General features: G+C 63.6%; 15 protein-coding genes. 10 read left to right on the forward strand and 5 right to left on the reverse strand.

Annotated features, from left to right (window positions below; genetic code table 11):
* Complete coding sequence (gene xseA, locus L6D64_RS17775; RefSeq protein WP_176510234.1) at positions 1-1,380, reverse strand: exodeoxyribonuclease VII large subunit; 1,380 nt, start codon at positions 1,378-1,380, stop codon at positions 1-3.
* A gap of 405 nt (positions 1,381-1,785) precedes the next feature.
* Between xseA and L6D64_RS17780 the strand changes: the two genes are divergently transcribed.
* The 4 genes from L6D64_RS17780 (at position 1,786) to guaA (ending at position 6,356) form a co-directional block, all read left to right on the forward strand.
* On the forward strand, positions 1,786-2,541 hold the full coding sequence (locus L6D64_RS17780) for a sulfite exporter TauE/SafE family protein (protein ID WP_176510231.1): 756 nt from the start codon (positions 1,786-1,788) through the stop codon (positions 2,539-2,541).
* A 46-nt stretch (positions 2,542-2,587) separates the two neighbouring features.
* A complete protein-coding gene (locus tag L6D64_RS17785) occupies positions 2,588-3,145 on the forward strand; it encodes a sugar ABC transporter ATPase (protein ID WP_176510232.1) in 558 nt (185 codons plus the stop codon).
* An 86-nt stretch (positions 3,146-3,231) separates the two neighbouring features.
* Positions 3,232-4,701, forward strand: coding sequence for an IMP dehydrogenase (gene guaB, locus L6D64_RS17790; protein ID WP_054886233.1), 1,470 nt, complete (start codon positions 3,232-3,234; stop codon positions 4,699-4,701).
* Between the two features lie 77 nt (positions 4,702-4,778).
* Entirely contained in the window at positions 4,779-6,356 is a 1,578-nt protein-coding gene (gene guaA / locus L6D64_RS17795) for a glutamine-hydrolyzing GMP synthase (protein WP_054886234.1), read from the forward strand.
* A gap of 162 nt (positions 6,357-6,518) precedes the next feature.
* Here guaA and L6D64_RS17800 read toward each other — a convergent pair whose 3' ends face one another.
* The 3 genes from L6D64_RS17800 to L6D64_RS17810 all read right to left on the reverse strand — a co-directional run bounded on the left by L6D64_RS17800 (position 6,519) and on the right by L6D64_RS17810 (position 10,743).
* The gene (locus L6D64_RS17800; protein ID WP_176510390.1) at positions 6,519-8,714 is read right to left on the reverse strand and encodes an autotransporter family protein; all 2,196 of its coding nucleotides are present in this window, start codon (positions 8,712-8,714) and stop codon (positions 6,519-6,521) included.
* A 208-nt stretch (positions 8,715-8,922) separates the two neighbouring features.
* Positions 8,923-9,768, reverse strand: coding sequence for an alpha/beta hydrolase (locus tag L6D64_RS17805; protein ID WP_176510389.1), 846 nt, complete (start codon positions 9,766-9,768; stop codon positions 8,923-8,925).
* A gap of 30 nt (positions 9,769-9,798) precedes the next feature.
* The gene (locus tag L6D64_RS17810) at positions 9,799-10,743 is read right to left on the reverse strand and encodes a helix-turn-helix transcriptional regulator (RefSeq protein ID WP_176510388.1); all 945 of its coding nucleotides are present in this window, start codon (positions 10,741-10,743) and stop codon (positions 9,799-9,801) included.
* A gap of 178 nt (positions 10,744-10,921) precedes the next feature.
* Between L6D64_RS17810 and L6D64_RS17815 the strand changes: the two genes are divergently transcribed.
* From L6D64_RS17815 to tadA, 6 genes are all read left to right on the forward strand, one after another.
* Positions 10,922-11,356, forward strand: a complete 435-nt coding sequence (locus tag L6D64_RS17815; RefSeq protein ID WP_176510387.1) for a hypothetical protein — start codon at positions 10,922-10,924, stop codon at positions 11,354-11,356.
* A 19-nt stretch (positions 11,357-11,375) separates the two neighbouring features.
* Entirely contained in the window at positions 11,376-12,035 is a 660-nt protein-coding gene (locus L6D64_RS17820; protein WP_176510386.1) for a hypothetical protein, read from the forward strand.
* Complete coding sequence (locus L6D64_RS17825; protein WP_176510385.1) at positions 12,028-12,693, forward strand: hypothetical protein; 666 nt, start codon at positions 12,028-12,030, stop codon at positions 12,691-12,693. The genes L6D64_RS17820 and L6D64_RS17825 overlap by 8 nt, the downstream gene beginning before the upstream one ends.
* Positions 12,690-14,123: a M48 family metallopeptidase gene (locus L6D64_RS17830; RefSeq protein ID WP_176510384.1), complete on the forward strand. Its 1,434-nt coding sequence runs from the start codon at positions 12,690-12,692 to the stop codon at positions 14,121-14,123. Before L6D64_RS17825 ends, L6D64_RS17830 begins: the two co-directional genes overlap by 4 nt.
* Positions 14,124-14,229: 106 nt before the next feature.
* A complete protein-coding gene (locus tag L6D64_RS17835) occupies positions 14,230-15,612 on the forward strand; it encodes a multicopper oxidase family protein (RefSeq protein ID WP_176510383.1) in 1,383 nt (460 codons plus the stop codon).
* Positions 15,612-16,091, forward strand: coding sequence for a tRNA adenosine(34) deaminase TadA (gene tadA / locus L6D64_RS17840; RefSeq protein ID WP_176510382.1), 480 nt, complete (start codon positions 15,612-15,614; stop codon positions 16,089-16,091). Before L6D64_RS17835 ends, tadA begins: the two co-directional genes overlap by 1 nt.
* 49 nt (positions 16,092-16,140) lie before the next feature.
* Here the strand turns inward: tadA and mltF are convergent, their stop codons facing one another.
* A complete protein-coding gene (gene mltF / locus L6D64_RS17845) occupies positions 16,141-17,598 on the reverse strand; it encodes a membrane-bound lytic murein transglycosylase MltF (RefSeq protein ID WP_176510381.1) in 1,458 nt (485 codons plus the stop codon).
* Between the last annotated feature and the right edge of the window lie 82 nt (positions 17,599-17,680).

Raw genomic sequence — 17,680 nt, forward strand, 5'->3', positions numbered from 1 at the left:
TCAGTCCAGTAAAGAGAGGGTGACCGGGGTCAAGTGATTGTCTTCGATGCGGACCTGCAGCTCGCCTTCGTTCAGGCGGGCGGTCAGGCGCTGGCCGTTGCGGGTCTGCGCGGCGCTGCGGATGGCCTGGCCCTGCTCGTCGAGAAGGATGCTGTAGCCACGCGCCAGGGTCGCCAGCGGGCTGACCACCTGCAGCGTCTGCAGTTGTGCCTGGAAGCGCTGGCGGCGGTCCTTGAGCACCTCGCGCATGGCCCTTGGCAGGCGTTCGGCGAGGCTGTCCAGACGCTGCTCCAGCAGTTTCAGGGTGCGCCCGGGGTGTTGCGCGGCCAGGCGGGTATCGAGGCGCGCCAGGCGCTCGCGGCGCTGGTTGAGGTTGAGCATGAAGGCGCGGCGCAGGCGCATGTCCAGGTCATCCAGGCGTTGTGCTTGCTGGCGCAGGCGTTCGCCAGGATGGCGCAGGCGCCGGGTCAATGACTCCAGGCGCAGGCGATCGTGGGCCAGGCGGTTCTGCATGCGCAGCAGCAGGCGCCGCTGCAGGCCGTCGAGGCGCTGCTGCAGGCCGCTGTTGTCGGGGGCCAGCAGTTCGGCGGCAGCCGAAGGCGTAGGCGCACGCACGTCGGCGACGAAATCGCTGATCGAAACATCGGTCTCGTGGCCGACGGCGCTGACGATGGGAGTTACGCAAGCGGCCACGGCGCGCGCCACGGCTTCTTCATTGAAGCACCAGAGGTCTTCCAGCGAGCCACCGCCACGGGCCAGGATCAGCGCGTCGAAGCCTAGCCGGTCTGCCTGCTGCAGGGCGCGGACGATCTGGTTGATCGCCTCGCGGCCCTGCACGGCGGTGGGAATCAGGCTCAGCTCGACCTGCGGTGCGCGGCGGCCGAACACGCTGATGATGTCGCGGATCACCGCGCCAGTGGGCGAGGTGATGATGCCGATGCGCTGCGGATGGGCCGGCAGCGGCTTCTTGCGCTCGGCACTGAACAGCCCTTCGGCGCCGAGCTTTTCCTTCAGCGCCTCGAAGGCCAGGCGCAGGGCGCCATCACCGGCCGGTTCGACGGTATCGAGGATCAACTGGTAGTCGCCACGCCCTTCGAACAGCGAAACCTTGCCGCGCACCCGCACCGCCAGGCCGTCACGCAGGGCCTGGCGTACGCGGGTGGCGTTCTGCCGGAACAGCGCGCAACGCACCTGGGCGCCGCTGTCCTTGAGGGTGAAGTACATGTGGCCGGAGGCCGGGCGAGCGAGGTTGGAAATCTCGCCTTCCACCCAGACGCTGCGGAACACGTCTTCCAGCAGCACGCGGGCGCGGCCGTTGAGCTGGCTGACGGTGAGGACCTCACGGTCCAGGCCGAGTCGTTCGAAGGGGTCTTTGATCATGGTGGGCATGATAAGGTGCGGGGTAGGGGGCGCCAAGTGCCTGTCGCGATATCTTCAGCGCCTGTGAGATCGAGCGCCGCCCGCGCGGCGCATCGCGGATAAATCCTACATCTGTTTCGGGCCAGTTACTCCTGTGAAGCCAACAGGGACCGCCTTGTTATCATGACGGTACATCTCGGTGGGCGCGGATGATGCTCCACCTATCTCCTGTCATGCACCAAGGCGGATCCTGTTGGCGGCACAGGATAGATTGGCCCGAAACAGATGTAGGAGCGGATTTATCCGCGATGCGCCGCGCGGGCGGCGCTCGATCTCACAGGCGCTATAACTTCCAAGGCATGCACCTATTCGCTGCACCACAATCTCGCGACGAACACCACCAAGACTCCCAAGGACTCGGGCAAGATGCTCACTCAGCTTTCTCTGACACCCTACGACTGGCTCCCCATTCTGCTCGCCATCGCCGCTGCCTACATCGTCTTCGGTATCGCCGGCTTCGGCACCGCGCTGGTTGCCGGGCCGGTACTGATCCATTTCATGCCCCTGTCGCGGATCATCCCGCTGCTGGTGCTGCTCGACTTCGTCGCCGCCTTCGGCAACCTGCTGCCGTCACGCCGCGACGTGGTGCGTGGCGAACTGCTGCGGCTGTTGCCGTGCATGGCCGTGGGCTGCACCCTGGGCGTGGTGTTCCTGCTGCACCTGAAGTCCGACCTGCTGTTGCTGTTGATGGGTCTGTTCGTCACTGCATACGCGATCTACGGCCTGGCGGTGAAGGTGCGGCCGGCCAGGTTGTCGGGTTTCTGGGCGGTGCCCATGGGCACGGTTGGCGGGCTGTTTGGCGCTTTGTTCGGCAGTGGCGGTTTCCTCTATGCAATCTACCTGAGCGCTCGGCTGGAAATAAAGGAACAGGTGCGCGCGACCCAGAGCGCGCTGATCAGCTGCAGCACCCTCGTGCGCCTGGCGCTGTTCCTGATTGCCGGCGTGTACGCCGACACCAGCCTGCTATTGCTCGCCGCCTGCCTGCTACCGATGATGTTCATCGGCCTCTGGGCAGGCCGTCGACTGACCCTGAAGCTGTCCCGCGAAGCCTTCGTGCGCCTGGTCACCTGGCTGGTGCTGGCCAGCGGCCTGGCGCTGATCGGTCGCTACCTGAGCAGTTGAGCGGTAGAATTGCAGGATTACCGCAGTCCGCAGGCCCGCTTCGTTCATGAACACCCAGAGCATCATCGTCCCCAAGCTGTCCACCGTGCCCTCGCATGAAGCCCGTTCGCGGGCCATCGTGCGCTGGCTGGTGCGCGAGAAGATCGTCGAAGAACAACTGACCACTTGCGGGCGCACCGGCAACCGCATGGGCCATGCCTTGGCCGAGGGCGCGCGCAAGGTCGCCCTGCACCCTGACAAGCTACCGTTCGGCGAGCAGGTCAATGGCCTGGAAGTGATGCTCAAGCGTTGCATCTATACCCCGACCGAAGGGTTTCTCGAGGAGGCCGGCTGCCCGGAGTGCCGACGCGAGGTCGGCGAACCGCTGTTCGAGAGCCTGGAGGAGTGGATGCCGGCGGTGAGCGACAACTTCACCTGCCCGCTGTGCGGCCATGAAGACGACATCAACGGCTTCATTTACCTGCAGCCATGTGCCTTTTCCAACCTTGGGTTCATCTTCAACAACTGGGGCGAGGCCGGGTTCACCCAGGCCTTTCTCGACAGCTTTGCCGACTGGCTCGACCAGCCAGTGGCGGTGGTGCAGGTAAAACTGCCATCACGCTGACCGAAGGCCCTTATTTTGCATTGAGCGGCGCGCCGTGGATGAGTATAATGGCGCGCTTCCATTTTTCCCGCCCGGGAGCCCCCGCGATGCTGCGTATCAGCCAAGAAGCCCTGACCTTCGACGATATCCTCCTTGTACCTGGCTACTCCGAGGTACTGCCCAATGAAGTCAGTCTCAAGACCCGTTTGACTCGTGGCATCGAGCTGAACATTCCGCTGGTTTCCGCTGCCATGGATACCGTCACCGAAGCGCGCCTGGCCATCGCCATGGCCCAGGAAGGCGGCATCGGCATCATCCACAAGAACATGACCATCGAACAGCAGGCCGGCGAAGTGCGCAAGGTCAAGAAGTTCGAGGCTGGCGTGGTCAAGGACCCGATCACCATCGACGCCGACGCCACCGTGCGCGACCTGTTCGACCTGACCCGCCTGAACAACATCTCCGGCGTTCCGGTACTGGCGAACGGCGACCTGGTCGGTATCGTCACCTCCCGTGACGTGCGCTTCGAAACCCGTCTGGACGCCAAGGTCCGCGAAGTGATGACGCCGAAAGAGCGTCTGGTCACCGTTCGCGAAGGCGCTGACAAGAACGAAGTCCGCGAGCTGCTGCACAAGCACCGCCTGGAAAAGGTCCTGATCGTTGACGACAAGTTCAACCTCAAGGGCATGATGACCGTCAAGGACATCGAAAAGGCCAAGGCCTACCCGCTGGCCAGCAAGGACGACCAGGGTCGCCTGCGCGTTGGCGCTGCGGTCGGCACCGGCAAGGACACCGGCGAGCGCGTTGCCGCCCTGGTAGCTGCCGGCGTTGACGTGGTGGTGGTCGACACCGCCCACGGTCACTCCAAGGGCGTGATCGACCGCGTTCGCTGGGTCAAGGAAAACTACCCGCAAGTGCAGGTGATCGGCGGCAACATCGCCACCGGCGCCGCGGCCAAGGCCCTGGCTGAAGCCGGCGCTGATGCTGTGAAGGTCGGTATCGGCCCAGGCTCGATCTGCACTACCCGTATCGTTGCCGGTGTCGGCGTGCCGCAGATCAGCGCCATTGCCAACGTCGCCGCTGCACTGGAAGGCACTGGCGTGCCTCTGATCGCCGACGGCGGCATCCGTTTCTCGGGTGACCTGTCCAAGGCCATCGTGGCCGGTGCTTCCTGCGTGATGATGGGTTCGATGTTCGCCGGCACCGAAGAAGCACCGGGCGAAGTCGAGCTGTTCCAGGGCCGTTCCTACAAGGCCTACCGCGGCATGGGCTCGCTGGGTGCCATGGCACAGGCACAAGGCTCGTCCGACCGTTACTTCCAGGACTCCTCGGCCGGCGCCGAGAAGCTGGTACCGGAAGGCATCGAAGGCCGCGTTCCTTACAAGGGCGCCCTGGCTGCGATCATCCACCAGCTGATGGGCGGCCTGCGTTCGTCCATGGGCTACACCGGCAGCGCGACCATCGAAGAGATGCGCACCAAGCCGGAATTCGTGCGCATCACCGGTGCCGGCATGGCCGAGTCCCACGTGCATGACGTACAGATCACCAAAGAAGCCCCTAACTACCGCGTAGGCTGAGGCTTCAAGCAATAACCGAACGGGGCTGTCACGAACAGCCCCGCGTCGTTTCCGATTTCCACTGACGAGATTGAGTCATGGCCCTCGACATTCACGCTCACCGTATCCTGATCCTCGATTTCGGTTCCCAGTACACCCAGCTGATCGCCCGCCGCGTGCGCGAAATCGGTGTGTACTGCGAACTGCACCCGTTCGACATGGACGATGAAGCGATCCGCGAATTCAACCCGCGCGGCATCATCCTCGCCGGCGGCCCCGAGTCGGTCCACGAAGCCAACAGCCCACGCGCACCGCAGGCGGTGTTCGACCTGAACGTGCCGGTACTGGGCATCTGCTACGGCATGCAGACCATGGCCGAGCAGATGGGCGGCAAGGTTGAAGGTTCCGACCTGCGTGAGTTCGGTTATGCCCGCGTCGACGTGGTCGGCAAGAGCCGCCTGCTCGACGGTATCGAAGACCATGTCGACGATGACGGTGTGCTGGGCCTGGACGTGTGGATGAGCCACGGCGACAAGGTCACCCAGATGCCGGGCAACTTCCATGTGCTGGCCAGCACCCCGAGCTGCCCGATCGCCGGCATGTTCGACGACGCCCGTGGCTACTACGGCGTGCAGTTCCACCCGGAAGTGACCCACACCAAGCAGGGCGGCCGCATCCTGTCGCGCTTCGTGCAGGACATCTGCGGCTGTGAAGCCCTGTGGACCCCGTCCAACATCGTCGAAGACGCCATCGCCCAGGTGCGTGAGCAGGTCGGTTCGGCCAACGTCCTGCTGGGCCTGTCCGGCGGCGTAGACAGCTCGGTGGTTGCCGCGCTGCTGCACCGTGCCATCGGCGACCAGCTGACCTGCGTATTCGTCGACAACGGCCTGCTGCGCCTGCATGAAGGCGACCAGGTGATGGCCATGTTCAAGGAGAACATGGGCGTCAAGGTCATTCGCGCCGACGCTGAAAAGCAGTTCCTCGACAACCTGGAAGGCGAAGCGGACCCTGAGAAGAAGCGCAAGATCATCGGCCGCACCTTCATCGACGTGTTCGATGCCGAAGCCAGCAAGCTGGAGAACATCCAGTTCCTCGCCCAGGGCACCATCTACCCGGACGTGATCGAGTCGGCCGGCGCCAAGAGCGGCAAGGCCCACGTGATCAAGTCGCACCACAACGTCGGTGGCCTGCCGGAGGAAATGAACCTCAAGCTGGTCGAGCCGCTGCGTGAACTGTTCAAGGACGAAGTGCGCAAGATCGGCCTGGAGCTGGGCCTGCCGTACGACATGGTCTACCGCCACCCGTTCCCTGGCCCGGGCCTGGGCGTGCGGATCCTCGGTGAAGTGAAGAAGGAATACGCCGACATCCTGCGTCGCGCCGACCACATCTTCATCGAAGAACTGCGCAAGGCCGACTGGTACCACAAGACCAGCCAGGCGTTCGTGGTGTTCCAGCCGGTCAAGTCGGTGGGTGTCGTTGGCGATGGCCGTCGCTACGCCTGGGTCGTGGCCCTGCGTGCCGTCGAGACCGTGGACTTCATGACCGCACGTTGGGCGCACCTGCCGTACGAGCTGCTGGAGACCGTCAGCGGCCGTATCATCAACGAAATCGACGGTATCTCCCGCGTCACCTACGACGTGTCGAGCAAGCCGCCAGCGACCATCGAGTGGGAATAAGGCGGGTTTGCAACGAGCGGTAACTGAGCATGATTGCGGTTACCCTCGTCAGCGATAGCCAGTCAGGCAGGTGGTGTAGCCGGAGGTTTGCGGTTTCACCATCAGCCTCAAACAACAAAACCCGCCAATGCGGGTTTTGTTGTTTGAGGCGATGACTTTGGGTCAGAAGTCGTAACGCACGTTCGCGGTGAAGGTGTCGGCGTTGAAGCCGCTGCTGGCCATGTAGTTGTAGCTGCCTCCCACACTCCAAGCGCCTACCCGGTAGTTCGCGCCCAGTCCCAGCTCGTAGCTGTCGCGCGCTGGCGTAGCGCCTTGGGTGGTGAACGGGGTGCCACCGAGCACGAAGGTGGAAGTGGTGCGGGCCTTGTCGCCGATGAAATCGTGCCAGGCCATCAACTTGGCTTCCGGTTCCAGGCTGCCCAGGCCAACATCAAAAGCGGCCGCCAGGCGGGCGCCCAGGCCCATTTCACCGATTTCGTAGCGCTGGCTGCCAACCTTGAGGGCGGCTGAACTCCCTTTTTCGCGGTACGAATCAATCGAAACGTTGGCATAGCGCGCACCAACCTGAGGCTCCAGCAGCCACTGCCTGTCCAGGCGGAACGTGTAGCCTGCCAGGGCGTTGACGCCGAACATCTCACTGTCATAGTCGGCCTTGGCGCGGGTACCGGCGATATAGCGTTTGGACTCGTTGTCGTTCCAGCCATAGGTCAACGAGGTATCGACGAAGAAGTTGTCACGTGCCCAGTTGCCATACAGCGTCAGTGCATGGCCGCTGACATCGGTTTTGTGGCCCAGGTCGGATTTGACGTCGCTGGTCAGGTAGCTATAGGCCAAGCCCACGGTGGTCTCGGGGTTGAGTTTGCCGTCGACACCCAGGGCAATGCCATGAGTGCTGGCGTCGTAGCCATCGACACCGTGGCGGCTATCCTGGTTGGCATCACTGGAAAGCGCCTGCAGCCATACCCCTTGTTCCGCCAGGACATCGCCCGACGAAAGGCCGCTGCGTGCCTTGCTGGCGCGCTGGTTGATGGCACTTGCGACCAGGTTCTGGCTGTTGGTAGCGGCGTTGATCGCCCCGCGGCTGACGTCTGGGGCCAAGGTGGCGGCAAGCCTGGCCAGATCTTCGCTGGTGGCGGCGTTGGCGAACCCTTGGAATACCGGGTCGCTTTCATCCAGCTGGCCCAGGATGGTGTTCTTCAGCGGCTTGATGGCGTTCACCGCGTTATTCGAACCCTGGGCATCCAGCAGGTCTTGCGTAACCGCCTCATCACTGCGGGTCGCCACCGTTGCTTTCACGTCCTGACCTTCGATGGCGAAACCTCTCACCTCAAGCAACGCAGAAGATGAAACCACCGACAGGTTCTGCGGTTCTTCCCAGGTGCCCGAGTTGATCAGGGTGTAACGGGTGCCTTGAGCCGGCGTGCGGAAATCGTCGGAGCGAGCCTGCAGTTCGATCTGGCTGCCTTCCGAGAAGTAGGTATTGCCGGTGACCGTCAGGATCGGTGTGTTGGGCTGCGTGTTGTTATCCAGCAGCAGGCGCAGGCGCGCACTTTCGCTGTCCAGGTCGAGGTCGCCGACAAAGGTGGTCTGCGGGCGCAGCAGCGTCATGCGGCCACCGTCGATGTCGATGTACCCGGCGCGGATGGTCGAGCCGTCAAACATCACGTCCCCTCGCACCAGCACGCCGCTCAGGCCCAGCAGGTCACCCCTGACCTGGCCACCCTCCCAGTAGAAATACGAAGGTGTGGCGTTGTCCTGTGCCAGAATTGCCGCGCTGCCGCCTTCGATGAGGCCACCCGTCTGCCGGATCGAGAAGAGGTTGGAGCCACCGGAGGGGGCGAGGTTGACGAAGTGGATGCCGATGCCGTCTGCGGAGATCGTCCCGCTGTTGTTGATATCGCTCTTCAGAGGAGCGCCTGGGCTCTGGCCGGTGAAGCGGGCATTTTCGATCTCGATAGCTGTGGAGCCTTCACCGCTGGCGGTGATGGTGCCGGTGTTATTGACGCGCGCCTGGGTCGAGGTGATCAGCATGCCCTCGGCTCCTTCGCCCGTTACGGTGATGCTGCCGTGGTTGTTGACCTCGCCGGCGATATTCGCCAGGTACAGGTCCAGTCCCGAGGCGCTGGTACCGCTCACCTGGATGTCACCCTCATTGACCAGGCTATTGGCCAGCGTCACGTAGGCCAGTCTTACCCCTGCGTTCGGTGACGTTCCGGTAAAGGTGGCGCTATTGAAGACATCGCCGGTGCTGCTAAAGGCACCTGTGCTCAAGTCGTGGTTCAGGTCGGATGCAGCATGGGCGGTGGCAGTGGTAACCGACAGCGCCAACAACGAGCGGCGCAGGTGGGAGATATTCAAGACAGTATCCTTACAAGGTAGAAAACTGACAGGGAGCAACGCGCGCGTCAGCGTCTGTCTCTGGGCGTCCCTGGCAGCTTGTCGGTGAAGCGCTGATTCAAGCGCGCCCAAATTTACCCGATGCGCGTAGGGGGTTCATCATGAAAATGACAATGCCCAAAACATGAGCGTGAGATTGGATAGGGGTGGGGGCGTCTGTGTCCTTACGCTAACGACGCTCATCCAGCACTGGCGTTCTGGCCCATCGGCGCCACGTCGCTTCCCAGCCACTGTCGTGGCTCGCGGCTACATGAATGCATTGAGAGAGTGGCGAACCAAGCGCTCGTTGATACTTGGCAGCTACTTCAGCCGGGATGATCGGGTCAGCTTCACCGATGAAATGACGCTGGGGTAACAAAGCGAGTCGATCGCGGTAATCCAGTGGTTCCAGTGATCCGTTGAGTGGCGACAGCCCTTTTATCGTCGCCCACATACGAGGGCTGAGATTGCCAGCCAAGGTTTGCACCTGGGCAATATCATCGCGTTGCGCCGCCAGCAGTAACGCAAGCGCGGCGCCCCCCGAATAGCCCACCAGTTCGAACTCACCGTTGCCATAACGCTGTTTTAACTGGCCCAGTGCCTGGTCGAGACGGTCGACCACTTCCTGCGAATAGCGGCGCTGTGTCCACAGCGCGGTTTGACACGCTGTGGCCATGATGAACTGGCAGGGGCGTGCGAGGTACACGTTCGGCGTCGGATCGTTGATCGCCAACCGTGGCACCAACAGATTATGCGGGCTTGGGTCCAGGCTGGGTTGAGTGGCCGTTGCCCAGGCGTGCCCATCGCCTTCCAGGTAGACGCGCAGGCGCTTGATATCTGGTGCAGAACGCGGCGCCAGGATGAAGAGGGGGAAGGTCTGTCCCGGCAGGACCTCCCAGGCTCTGCCGTGCTCTTGAGCCAGCTGTTGCAGGGCCTCTCGCGGCGATTGGCAGGCGATGAGAAGAGTGCTGATTATCACCACAGAGGTTTTATGAAAACCTGCCCGTGGCCGACGGCTCGGAAAGTCTCTACTCATGAGGCTGTTTTCATTTGCGTCGTGATAATTCTATTCACTGCCCGGAGCGTGGCCGAAATAGGCCTTGTAGGCATGGCAGAAGTTGGCGGGGTTGGCATAGCCGACCTGGTAGGCCACCTGCGAGACCTGCCAGCGCCGCTCCAGCAGCAGGCTGCGGGCCAGTTCCAGGCGTTGTTGCCGCACATACTGCAGGATAGGCCGGCCAAATTCATCGCGGAACGCCCTGCGCAAGGTGGTCTCGCCCACGCCCAGCTGGCGCGCCAGGCTGGCGGCGGTGGGCGGGGCGCTCAGCTGCGCGTCGAGCAGGCGACGCGCTTCGATGGCCAGGTCCCGTAGCCCGCGATCCGGCTTGTTCGTGGCGTGCGCAGGGCCGATCAGGTAGCGGGCCAGCTCCAGCACGATGGCCAGGCTCAGGCTTTCGCAATGCAGGCGCCGGAGCCCGCCAGTGTAAGGGGACAGATACAACTGCTGCAGCAGGCGGCTCACTGCCGGGCAGTGTGGTAACTGATCGAACCGCATGCCATCTGCCGTCAAGGCCAGCAGGGGCTTCAGCTGCGCTTCATCTCGGGCCAGCTCATGCAGGTAGTCACCGGCAATACGCACGCCCGCCATGCGCGCGTGGCTGGCGGCAGGCAACTGGTCCTGCGCCTCCAGGCTCTCGCCGAGGCCCAATAAGTGCAACTGGCCGGGTGCGTAACGGTTCAGTGTGCCATCGACCTTGTGCTGCCAGGCGCCGTCGAACAGTTGCACGACGCACAAGCTTTGCGGCAGCACCTTGTCGATCTGCAGCGGCTCCGGGAATTGCAGGTTGCAATCGAAGTATTGCAACCCGGCGTGTACCGTCTGCGCCCGATAGTGCCCGGTGGCGCTGCCCAGTATCTGCGCCTTGCGGCTGTCCAGCACGCCGGCCTCGGCGAGCGACCCTGGGCTGTCGAAGCAGAAGTCGGTGTCCAGGTAGGGGCTGTTCGATGGCATGAGCGCTAAGCATCCTTGGTTGGCGGCGGCATGAGCGCAAATGGTAACGCGTGCACATTTTCGGCAACAACCGTTGTGCGCGAAGGGCCGTCTTTTGTGCGAACCGGTCACGGGGGTTGGCAGTGCCGGCGGTGCCGTTTTCAATGGTCGATCGTTTTCGCAACAGGATTGAAAAAAGATGTTCGCTTATCGCAAATGGGCTGCCCTGCTGGTGGCGTCGCTGGTTTTCTGCCTGGGCCAGGCCCATGCAGAACAACGGCCGGTGGTGGCCGAACAGGTGGTTGCCTACATGGGCACGGAGGGCGTCAAGGTGTGGACGCTGCGCATTGGCGAGCGCGCTGCCAATGAAGCACTGGTTCAGATCGAAGGCGTTGATCACGACTGGGACATGCGCATCCAGAAGATGCAGGTCGAGAAGACCGCGAAGGACACCCGCTACTCGACGACAGTGGACGGCAAGAAGTTCGTGGTACTGGTCGTTCAGGGCGGCTGGGGCGGTGAGCTGTACCTGCCTGGCGAGCCGCAACCGGTGCAGGTTGGCTATTCCGAGGGGCTGTCGCGTCAGGGCAATGCCCAGGCATTCCTGACCGATTACCTGGCCAAGCAACAGTGAACAGGGAGAACGACTGACCATGGTTGAACCTACCGATCCGCTGTCAGAGCTTTCCGGCTCGCTCGGCGAAGCTTATGACCAATCCCGTGCTGCCCAGCGCGACCGGGTAATCGCCGAACTCAAGCAGGTGATCGAGCGCGTGCCGCCGCAAAGCGAGTTCACCAATTCCCGCCGTTACAAGGTCTGGGGGCCGATATTCCTGGTGGGCGCCCTGATCCTTCTGGGCGTGACCTTCAATTTGCAACGCATGGGGGCGCTCGCCGCGGGTGTATTCATCGTCTGCATTGCCGCCGCGGTGACCTGGCAGCACCGCAACGCCGGCACCCAGGTGTTCATGCGCCTGACACGGCGGCAGCTGTTCGTCGATACGCTGGACGCCCCGGTCGATATGGCCGAAGTTGAAGACATCGCGGTCAAGGATGAAGGCCTGGTGATGGTGCAGACGCTGGAAATGAGCAGCGAAGCCGCGCTGCCGAAGCATCGTGTGGTCAAGCTGCAGTTCTTCGGCAACCAGGCGATGGCGCTGAAAAAACCGCGACCGCAAATCCGTATCATGTCCGCTGGCCTGGCCTGCAATGGTCGCAAGCTGGGCAACGAAGAAGTGCTCGCAATGCTGGCGGCCTACCGTGACGCGGCCCACGCGCAGCGACAACTGGAGCTGATGCAGGCTGATGGATGATGCCGAGCGCGAAGCGCATCTGGCATACCTGCAGGCACAGGCCGACGGCCCCCACGACAGCTTCGAACTGCGGGAGCGTTCGGTTGGCAAAGCGCTGGCGTGCGCCATGACCGCTCTGTTGCTTTGCGCCCTGGGTGCCTGGCTGGTCTGGCTGGCGTTGCTGTTCGGCCCTCAGGCCGGCAGTGGCGCGCTGTGGCTGCTTGTGGGCTGCGGCCTTGGCCTGGTCGCTGTGGCCCTGGCCGCTCTGGCCTGCGCCGCCGCGCTGTACCGCCGGCAGGGCAAGCGGGTATTGAGCGTGACACCCGATACCTTGTGCTTTGCCAACGCCCAGGCACCGACACCCCTGCATGCGTTCGACGGCTTCGAGGTCGAGCAGGGTTTTTTCAGCACCCGCCTGATTTTCACGATGACGGCGTCCAGCCGTGCTCCCGCGCTGCTTCCGGCCAGTTTCAAAGGGCTGGCTTCGCCTGACGCGATGACGGTGGCCGGTGGCTTGCGCGTGCGTTTGTGGCTGTGTACGCCGGTAGTCAATGGACGACGCCTTGATCTGCAGGCGCTGGTGGACCTGCTCTATACCTATCTGCAAGCCGCGCAGGCCAGGCACACCCTGCAACAGCTGTTTCCGGGCGTGGCCCGCGTGGGGGTAGAGGCTCCGTGAAGCGCCTGGGTTGGGGGTTGGTCATGCTGCTGTTGCCGCTGGCGTTGTTCGGCTGGGCCAATGTGCAGCACTGGCGGGCCGAAACGGCGCAAGAGCAGGCGCACATCACCCGGCAATGGCTGGCAGCACCCAGCGATACCCTGCTGCAGGCGCTGCCTTGGGCTGCACGCAAGCAGTTTGCCGGGCGCGTCGACACGCGCGAGGTGCTGCAGCGGCAGCTGGACGAACTCGACAACGACCGTCATTGGTTGAGCATGCGCAAGGGGATGGCCAGCTTCAGTGGCTGGCTGGCACTGGGCGCCTTGGTCGCCGGCATTGGCGCCTGGCTCAGGCTCAGGGTCGACGCCTGGCGCGCGTTGCGCTCGGCGCAGTACCTGCATCAGCGCATGACGGCCAGCTGGCGGGTGCTGGGGCGTTGGCTGAGCGCCTACATGGGCCTGCTCGCAGGCTCGCTGTGCCTGGTACTGCTCTATGAAACCAGCGCCGGCTTGAGCCACGCTGCGCAGGGCGGCTTGACCGTCTTGGTGGTGGTATTGCCGCTGGCGTCTGTGCTGGCCGTCTGCCTGCGTACCCTCTGGCGCATGCGCCAGCAGTGGCCGCGCATGGGGGCGTCAGAGGCAGGCTTTCTCGGCCGTGAGCTGGTGCGGCAAGAGGCTGCGGCGCTGTGGCAATGGGTCGAAGGCCTGGCTGCGCACCTGCAGGCGCCGCTGCCGGACCATATCGTGGTGGGCATCGACCAAGGCTTTTTCGTCACCAGCGTGCCGATCGTGCTGCAGCCGGGCCAGTCGACGCTCAGCGGGCGAACCTTGTACCTGTCATTGCCGTGTCTCAACGTCCTGAGCCAGCAAGAGGCTGCCGCGATCATCGGTCATGAGCTCGGCCATTTCCGTAGCCGCGACACGGAGCAGGGCAGCGAGATCAATGCGCGCTTCAGCCTGATGTGCGCACAGTTCTCGGCCATGGTCGACGCCGAGCGGGCCGTGGACTGGGTAGCCCGGCCAGTGGTGTGGATGGCCGGGCAGTTTCTCCATCACTTCCAGGTCGCGGTGCATCATTGGGGGCGCGCGCAGGAATTGTTGGCGGACCGTGCGGGGGCCGAGGTGCATGGCCCGAAGCTGTTCGTTCAGGCGCTGCTGCGGGCGATCGCCCTGGGCAGGATGGTCGACGCCTTGTTGCTCGAACGCGGTGGCGAAGGGCTGCTTGCAGCGCTGGCCCGGCACCTGCAACATGTACCGTTGCACCTGGACGAAGACGTGCTCGGGCTGACCATGCCCCATCCCTTCGACACCCACCCGCCCATCGCCGCGCGCCTCGACAATCTGGACGTGATGCTTGACGCCGCGCTGCTGCAGGCAGCCATGCGCGCCCCTTCTGAGCATGACCGGCACTGGTTCAACCAGCTCTGCGGGGCTCCTGCCACCAAGGCATAGCGAGACTTCACTTAATATTTCCCATTTGCAGGTGTATCGTATTCGCCCTTCATCGCCAGCCCCAGCCTGGCAGCTTGATTGCGCAGAACGCGAGGTACCCGCACCGATGTCCTTTACCCGTCGACAAATGCTCAAGGGCCTGACCGGCCTGGTTGTGGTTGGCCTGGGCGCCGGTGGCGCGGCGCGTTACTGGCTGGGCAAGGTCGAGGACGATAACGCCGGGCATGACTACGAACTGATCGCCGCACCGCTGGACGTCGAGCTGGTGCCGGGCTTCAAGACCGAGGCCTGGGCCTTCGGCCCTTCGGCGCCGGGTACCGAGCTGCGGGTACGCCAGGGCACCTGGCTGCGGGTGCGCTTCATCAACCACCTGCCGGTGGAAACCACTATCCACTGGCACGGCATCCGCCTGCCGCTGGAAATGGACGGCGTGCCCTACGTGTCGCAGTTGCCGGTCAAGCCGGGCGAGTACTTCGATTACAGGTTCCGCGTGCCGGATGCCGGCAGCTTCTGGTACCACCCCCATGTCAGCAGTTCCGAAGAGCTTGGGCGGGGTCTGGTCGGTCCGCTGATCGTCGAGGAGCGCGAGCCGACCGGGTTCAGGCACGAGCGAACCCTCAGCCTGAAAAACTGGCACGTCGACGAGCAGGGCGGCTGGCTGCCCTTCAGCATCCCCCGCGAGGCCGCACGCAACGGCACTGCCGGGCGGCTGATCACCATCAATGGCCAGGCCGACGCGGTCACGGAGTTGCCGGCCGGGCAGGTGGTACGCGTGCGCGTGCTGAACCTGGACAACACCTGGACCTACCGCCTCAATCTCAAGGGCAACTGCGAAGCGAAAATCTATGCCCTCGACGGCAACCCGGTAACCCCACGGCCACTGCAGGACGAGTACTGGCTCGGCCCTGGCATGCGCATCTGCCTGGCCATCCGCATCCCCGCAGCGGGTGAGGAAGTTTCCCTGCGCGACGGTTTCGTGCGCCTGGGGACCTTGCGTTCGGTGGCCAGTACCGAAGCACCCGGCGAATGGCCCAAGGCACTGCCGGCAAATCCGATCGCCGAGCCGGACCTGGAGAATGCCGAGAAGCTCAACTTCAATTTCGAATGGGCGGCGAGTGTCTCGGTCGACAGTAATCCAGACAAACCGTCGAGCATGTGGCAGATCAACGGCCAGGCCTGGGACATCACCGACAAGACCTGCGCTGACCGGCCGATCGCCACGCTGAAGAAGGGCAAGAGCTACATCTTCGAGCTGAAGAACATGACCCAGTACCAGCACCCGGTGCATCTGCACGGCATGAGTTTCAAGGTGATCGGCTCCAATCGCCGGCAAATCCCCGAGCCTTACTTCACCGACACCTATCTGCTGGGCAAGAACGAACGTGCCCAGGTCGCGCTGGTGGCGGATAACCCCGGCACCTGGATGTTCCACTGCCATGTCATCGACCACATGGAAACCGGCCTGATGGCCGCGATCGCGGTGGTTTGATGCGTCCGCAGATCATCGACCGCAGCCGCGATCAGGAATTCATGCGCCTGGCACTGGCCCTGGCCGCCGAGGGCGCGGCCATGGGCGAGGTGCCGGTGGGCGCGGTGCTGGTGCAACATGGGCAGGTGATCGGCCAGGGCTTCAACCGGCCGATCGTCGACAGCGACCCCAGCGCCCATGCCGAAATGGTCGCCATTCGCGCCGCCGCCAGGGCGGCCTGTAACTACCGGCTGCCGGGCAGCACGCTGTACGTGACCCTGGAGCCGTGCAGCATGTGCGCGGGGCTGATCGTGCATTCGCGGGTGGCCAGGGTGGTGTTCGGGGCGCTGGAGCCCAAGGCGGGCATCGTGCAGAGCCAGGGGCAGTTCTTCGGGCAGGGCTTTCTCAACCATCGGGTGATGGTGGAGGGCGGGGTGCTGGCGCAGGAGTGCGGGCAGATCCTGAGCGACTTTTTCAAGGCCCGCCGAGCCAAGGCGTAACCTTCACCGGCCTGTTCGCGGGCGCGCCCGCGAACAGGCCAGGGCAGCCTTACATCGGCGGAGACTGATCCGCCGGCTTGTCCTTGTTCACGCCGGGCACATGCAGGTTGCCTTCGGCCACCTGGCCTTCAAGCTGCGGCTGGGTCACCCAGGTGAGGATGTCGTAGTAACGGCGGATGTTGGCCACGAAGTGCACTGGCTCACCACCGCGGGCATAACCATACTTGGTCTGCCGGTACCACTGCTTCTGTGACAGGCGCGGCAGCATTTTCTTCACATCCAGCCACTTGTTCGGGTTGAGCTTCTCGCGCTTGGCCAAGGTGCGGGCGTCTTCCAGGTGGCCGGTGCCGATGTTGTAGGCGGCCAGGGCGAACCAGGTGCGGTCCGGTTCCTGGATGCTGTCGTCGAGTTCTTCCTTGATCTTCATGAAGTACTTGGCGCCACCCTGGATGCTCTGCTTCGGGTCCAGGCGGTTGGACACGCCCATGGCCTGGGCCGTGCGCTGGGTCAGCATCATCAGGCCGCGTACACCGGTCTTGGACGTGACTTCAGGCTGCCACATCGATTCCTGGTAGCCGATCGCGGCCAGCAGGCGCCAATCGACCTGTTCGACCTTGGCGTAGCTCTTGAAGTGTTTCTCGTACTTGGGCAGGCGTTGCTGCAGGTGCTGGGCGAAGGTGTAGGCGCCGACGTAGCCGAGCACGTCGACATGGCCGTAGTAACGGTCTTTCAGGCGCTGCAGGGTGCCGTTCTTCTGCGCCTTGTCGAGAAATTCGTTGATCTCGTTGAGCAGGCTGTTGTCATCGCCTGCCGCCACCGCCCAGCGCTGGTCGCGGGTGTCGCCCAGGTCGAAGGCGACCCGCACGTTGGGGAAGTACACCTGGTTCATCGCCAGCTCATTGGAATCGACCAGGGTCAGGTCGATCTGCCCTTCGTCGACCATGCGCAGCAGGTCGACCACTTCGACGGCGTCGGATTCTTCGTATTCCAGGCCCGGATACTGTTTTTTCAGTTCGGCCAGCTGGTCGGCGTGGCTGCTGCCCTTGAGCACCATGATCTTCTTGCCGACCAGGCCCTTGGCGTCGGTGGGGCGCGGGCGGCCGTTGCGGTAGATGACCTGCGGGGTCACTTCCAGGTAGGGGTGCGAGTACTTGACCTGGGCCTTGCGCCGGTCGCTGCTGACCAGGCCGGCAGCCGCCAGCACCGGGCCGGAGGGCTTGCCGAGCGAATCGTACAGTTCGTCGAGGTTGTCGGCGGTCTCGATCTGCAGTTTGACGCCGAGGTCGTCGGCGAAATGCTGGACCAGCTCGTACTCGAAGCCGGTTTCGCCGTTGCGATCCTGGAAGTAGGTGGCCGGGCTGTTGCGGGTAATGACGCGCAGCACGCCGTCCTCCTTCACGCGCTCGAGGGTGCTGGGTTTTTCAACGCAGGCACCAAGCAGCAGAAAGAGTCCGGTTGCGATTAGCCATCTGGCGCAACGCTGGCGCAAAGCAGTGTGGGCGAACATAGGTTGCAGTATACGCAAAGGACCGGCACAGCCATATCTCGACAACGGTTAGCTTGTCTGGTAGCGGGTTGTGTGGTGGGGT

Origin of the sequence: Pseudomonas urethralis (genome assembly GCF_021602465.1) — a bacterium.
GTDB classification, from domain to species: Bacteria; Pseudomonadota; Gammaproteobacteria; order Pseudomonadales; family Pseudomonadaceae; genus Aquipseudomonas; species Aquipseudomonas vlassakiae.

Bases quoted from the DNA above. Each gene is read 5' to 3' on its own strand.
- xseA (WP_176510234.1), bottom strand. From the start codon at position 1,380: ATGATCAAAGACCCCTTCGAACGACTCGGCCTGGACCGTGAGGTCCTC.
- L6D64_RS17780 (WP_176510231.1), top strand. From the start codon at position 1,786: ATGCTCACTCAGCTTTCTCTGACACCCTACGACTGGCTCCCCATTCTG.
- L6D64_RS17785 (WP_176510232.1), top strand. From the start codon at position 2,588: ATGAACACCCAGAGCATCATCGTCCCCAAGCTGTCCACCGTGCCCTCG.
- guaB (WP_054886233.1), top strand. From the start codon at position 3,232: ATGCTGCGTATCAGCCAAGAAGCCCTGACCTTCGACGATATCCTCCTT.
- guaA (WP_054886234.1), top strand. From the start codon at position 4,779: ATGGCCCTCGACATTCACGCTCACCGTATCCTGATCCTCGATTTCGGT.
- L6D64_RS17805 (WP_176510389.1), bottom strand. From the start codon at position 9,768: ATGAGTAGAGACTTTCCGAGCCGTCGGCCACGGGCAGGTTTTCATAAA.
- L6D64_RS17810 (WP_176510388.1), bottom strand. From the start codon at position 10,743: ATGCCATCGAACAGCCCCTACCTGGACACCGACTTCTGCTTCGACAGC.
- L6D64_RS17815 (WP_176510387.1), top strand. From the start codon at position 10,922: ATGTTCGCTTATCGCAAATGGGCTGCCCTGCTGGTGGCGTCGCTGGTT.
- L6D64_RS17820 (WP_176510386.1), top strand. From the start codon at position 11,376: ATGGTTGAACCTACCGATCCGCTGTCAGAGCTTTCCGGCTCGCTCGGC.
- L6D64_RS17825 (WP_176510385.1), top strand. From the start codon at position 12,028: ATGGATGATGCCGAGCGCGAAGCGCATCTGGCATACCTGCAGGCACAG.
- L6D64_RS17835 (WP_176510383.1), top strand. From the start codon at position 14,230: ATGTCCTTTACCCGTCGACAAATGCTCAAGGGCCTGACCGGCCTGGTT.
- tadA (WP_176510382.1), top strand. From the start codon at position 15,612: ATGCGTCCGCAGATCATCGACCGCAGCCGCGATCAGGAATTCATGCGC.
- mltF (WP_176510381.1), bottom strand. From the start codon at position 17,598: ATGTTCGCCCACACTGCTTTGCGCCAGCGTTGCGCCAGATGGCTAATC.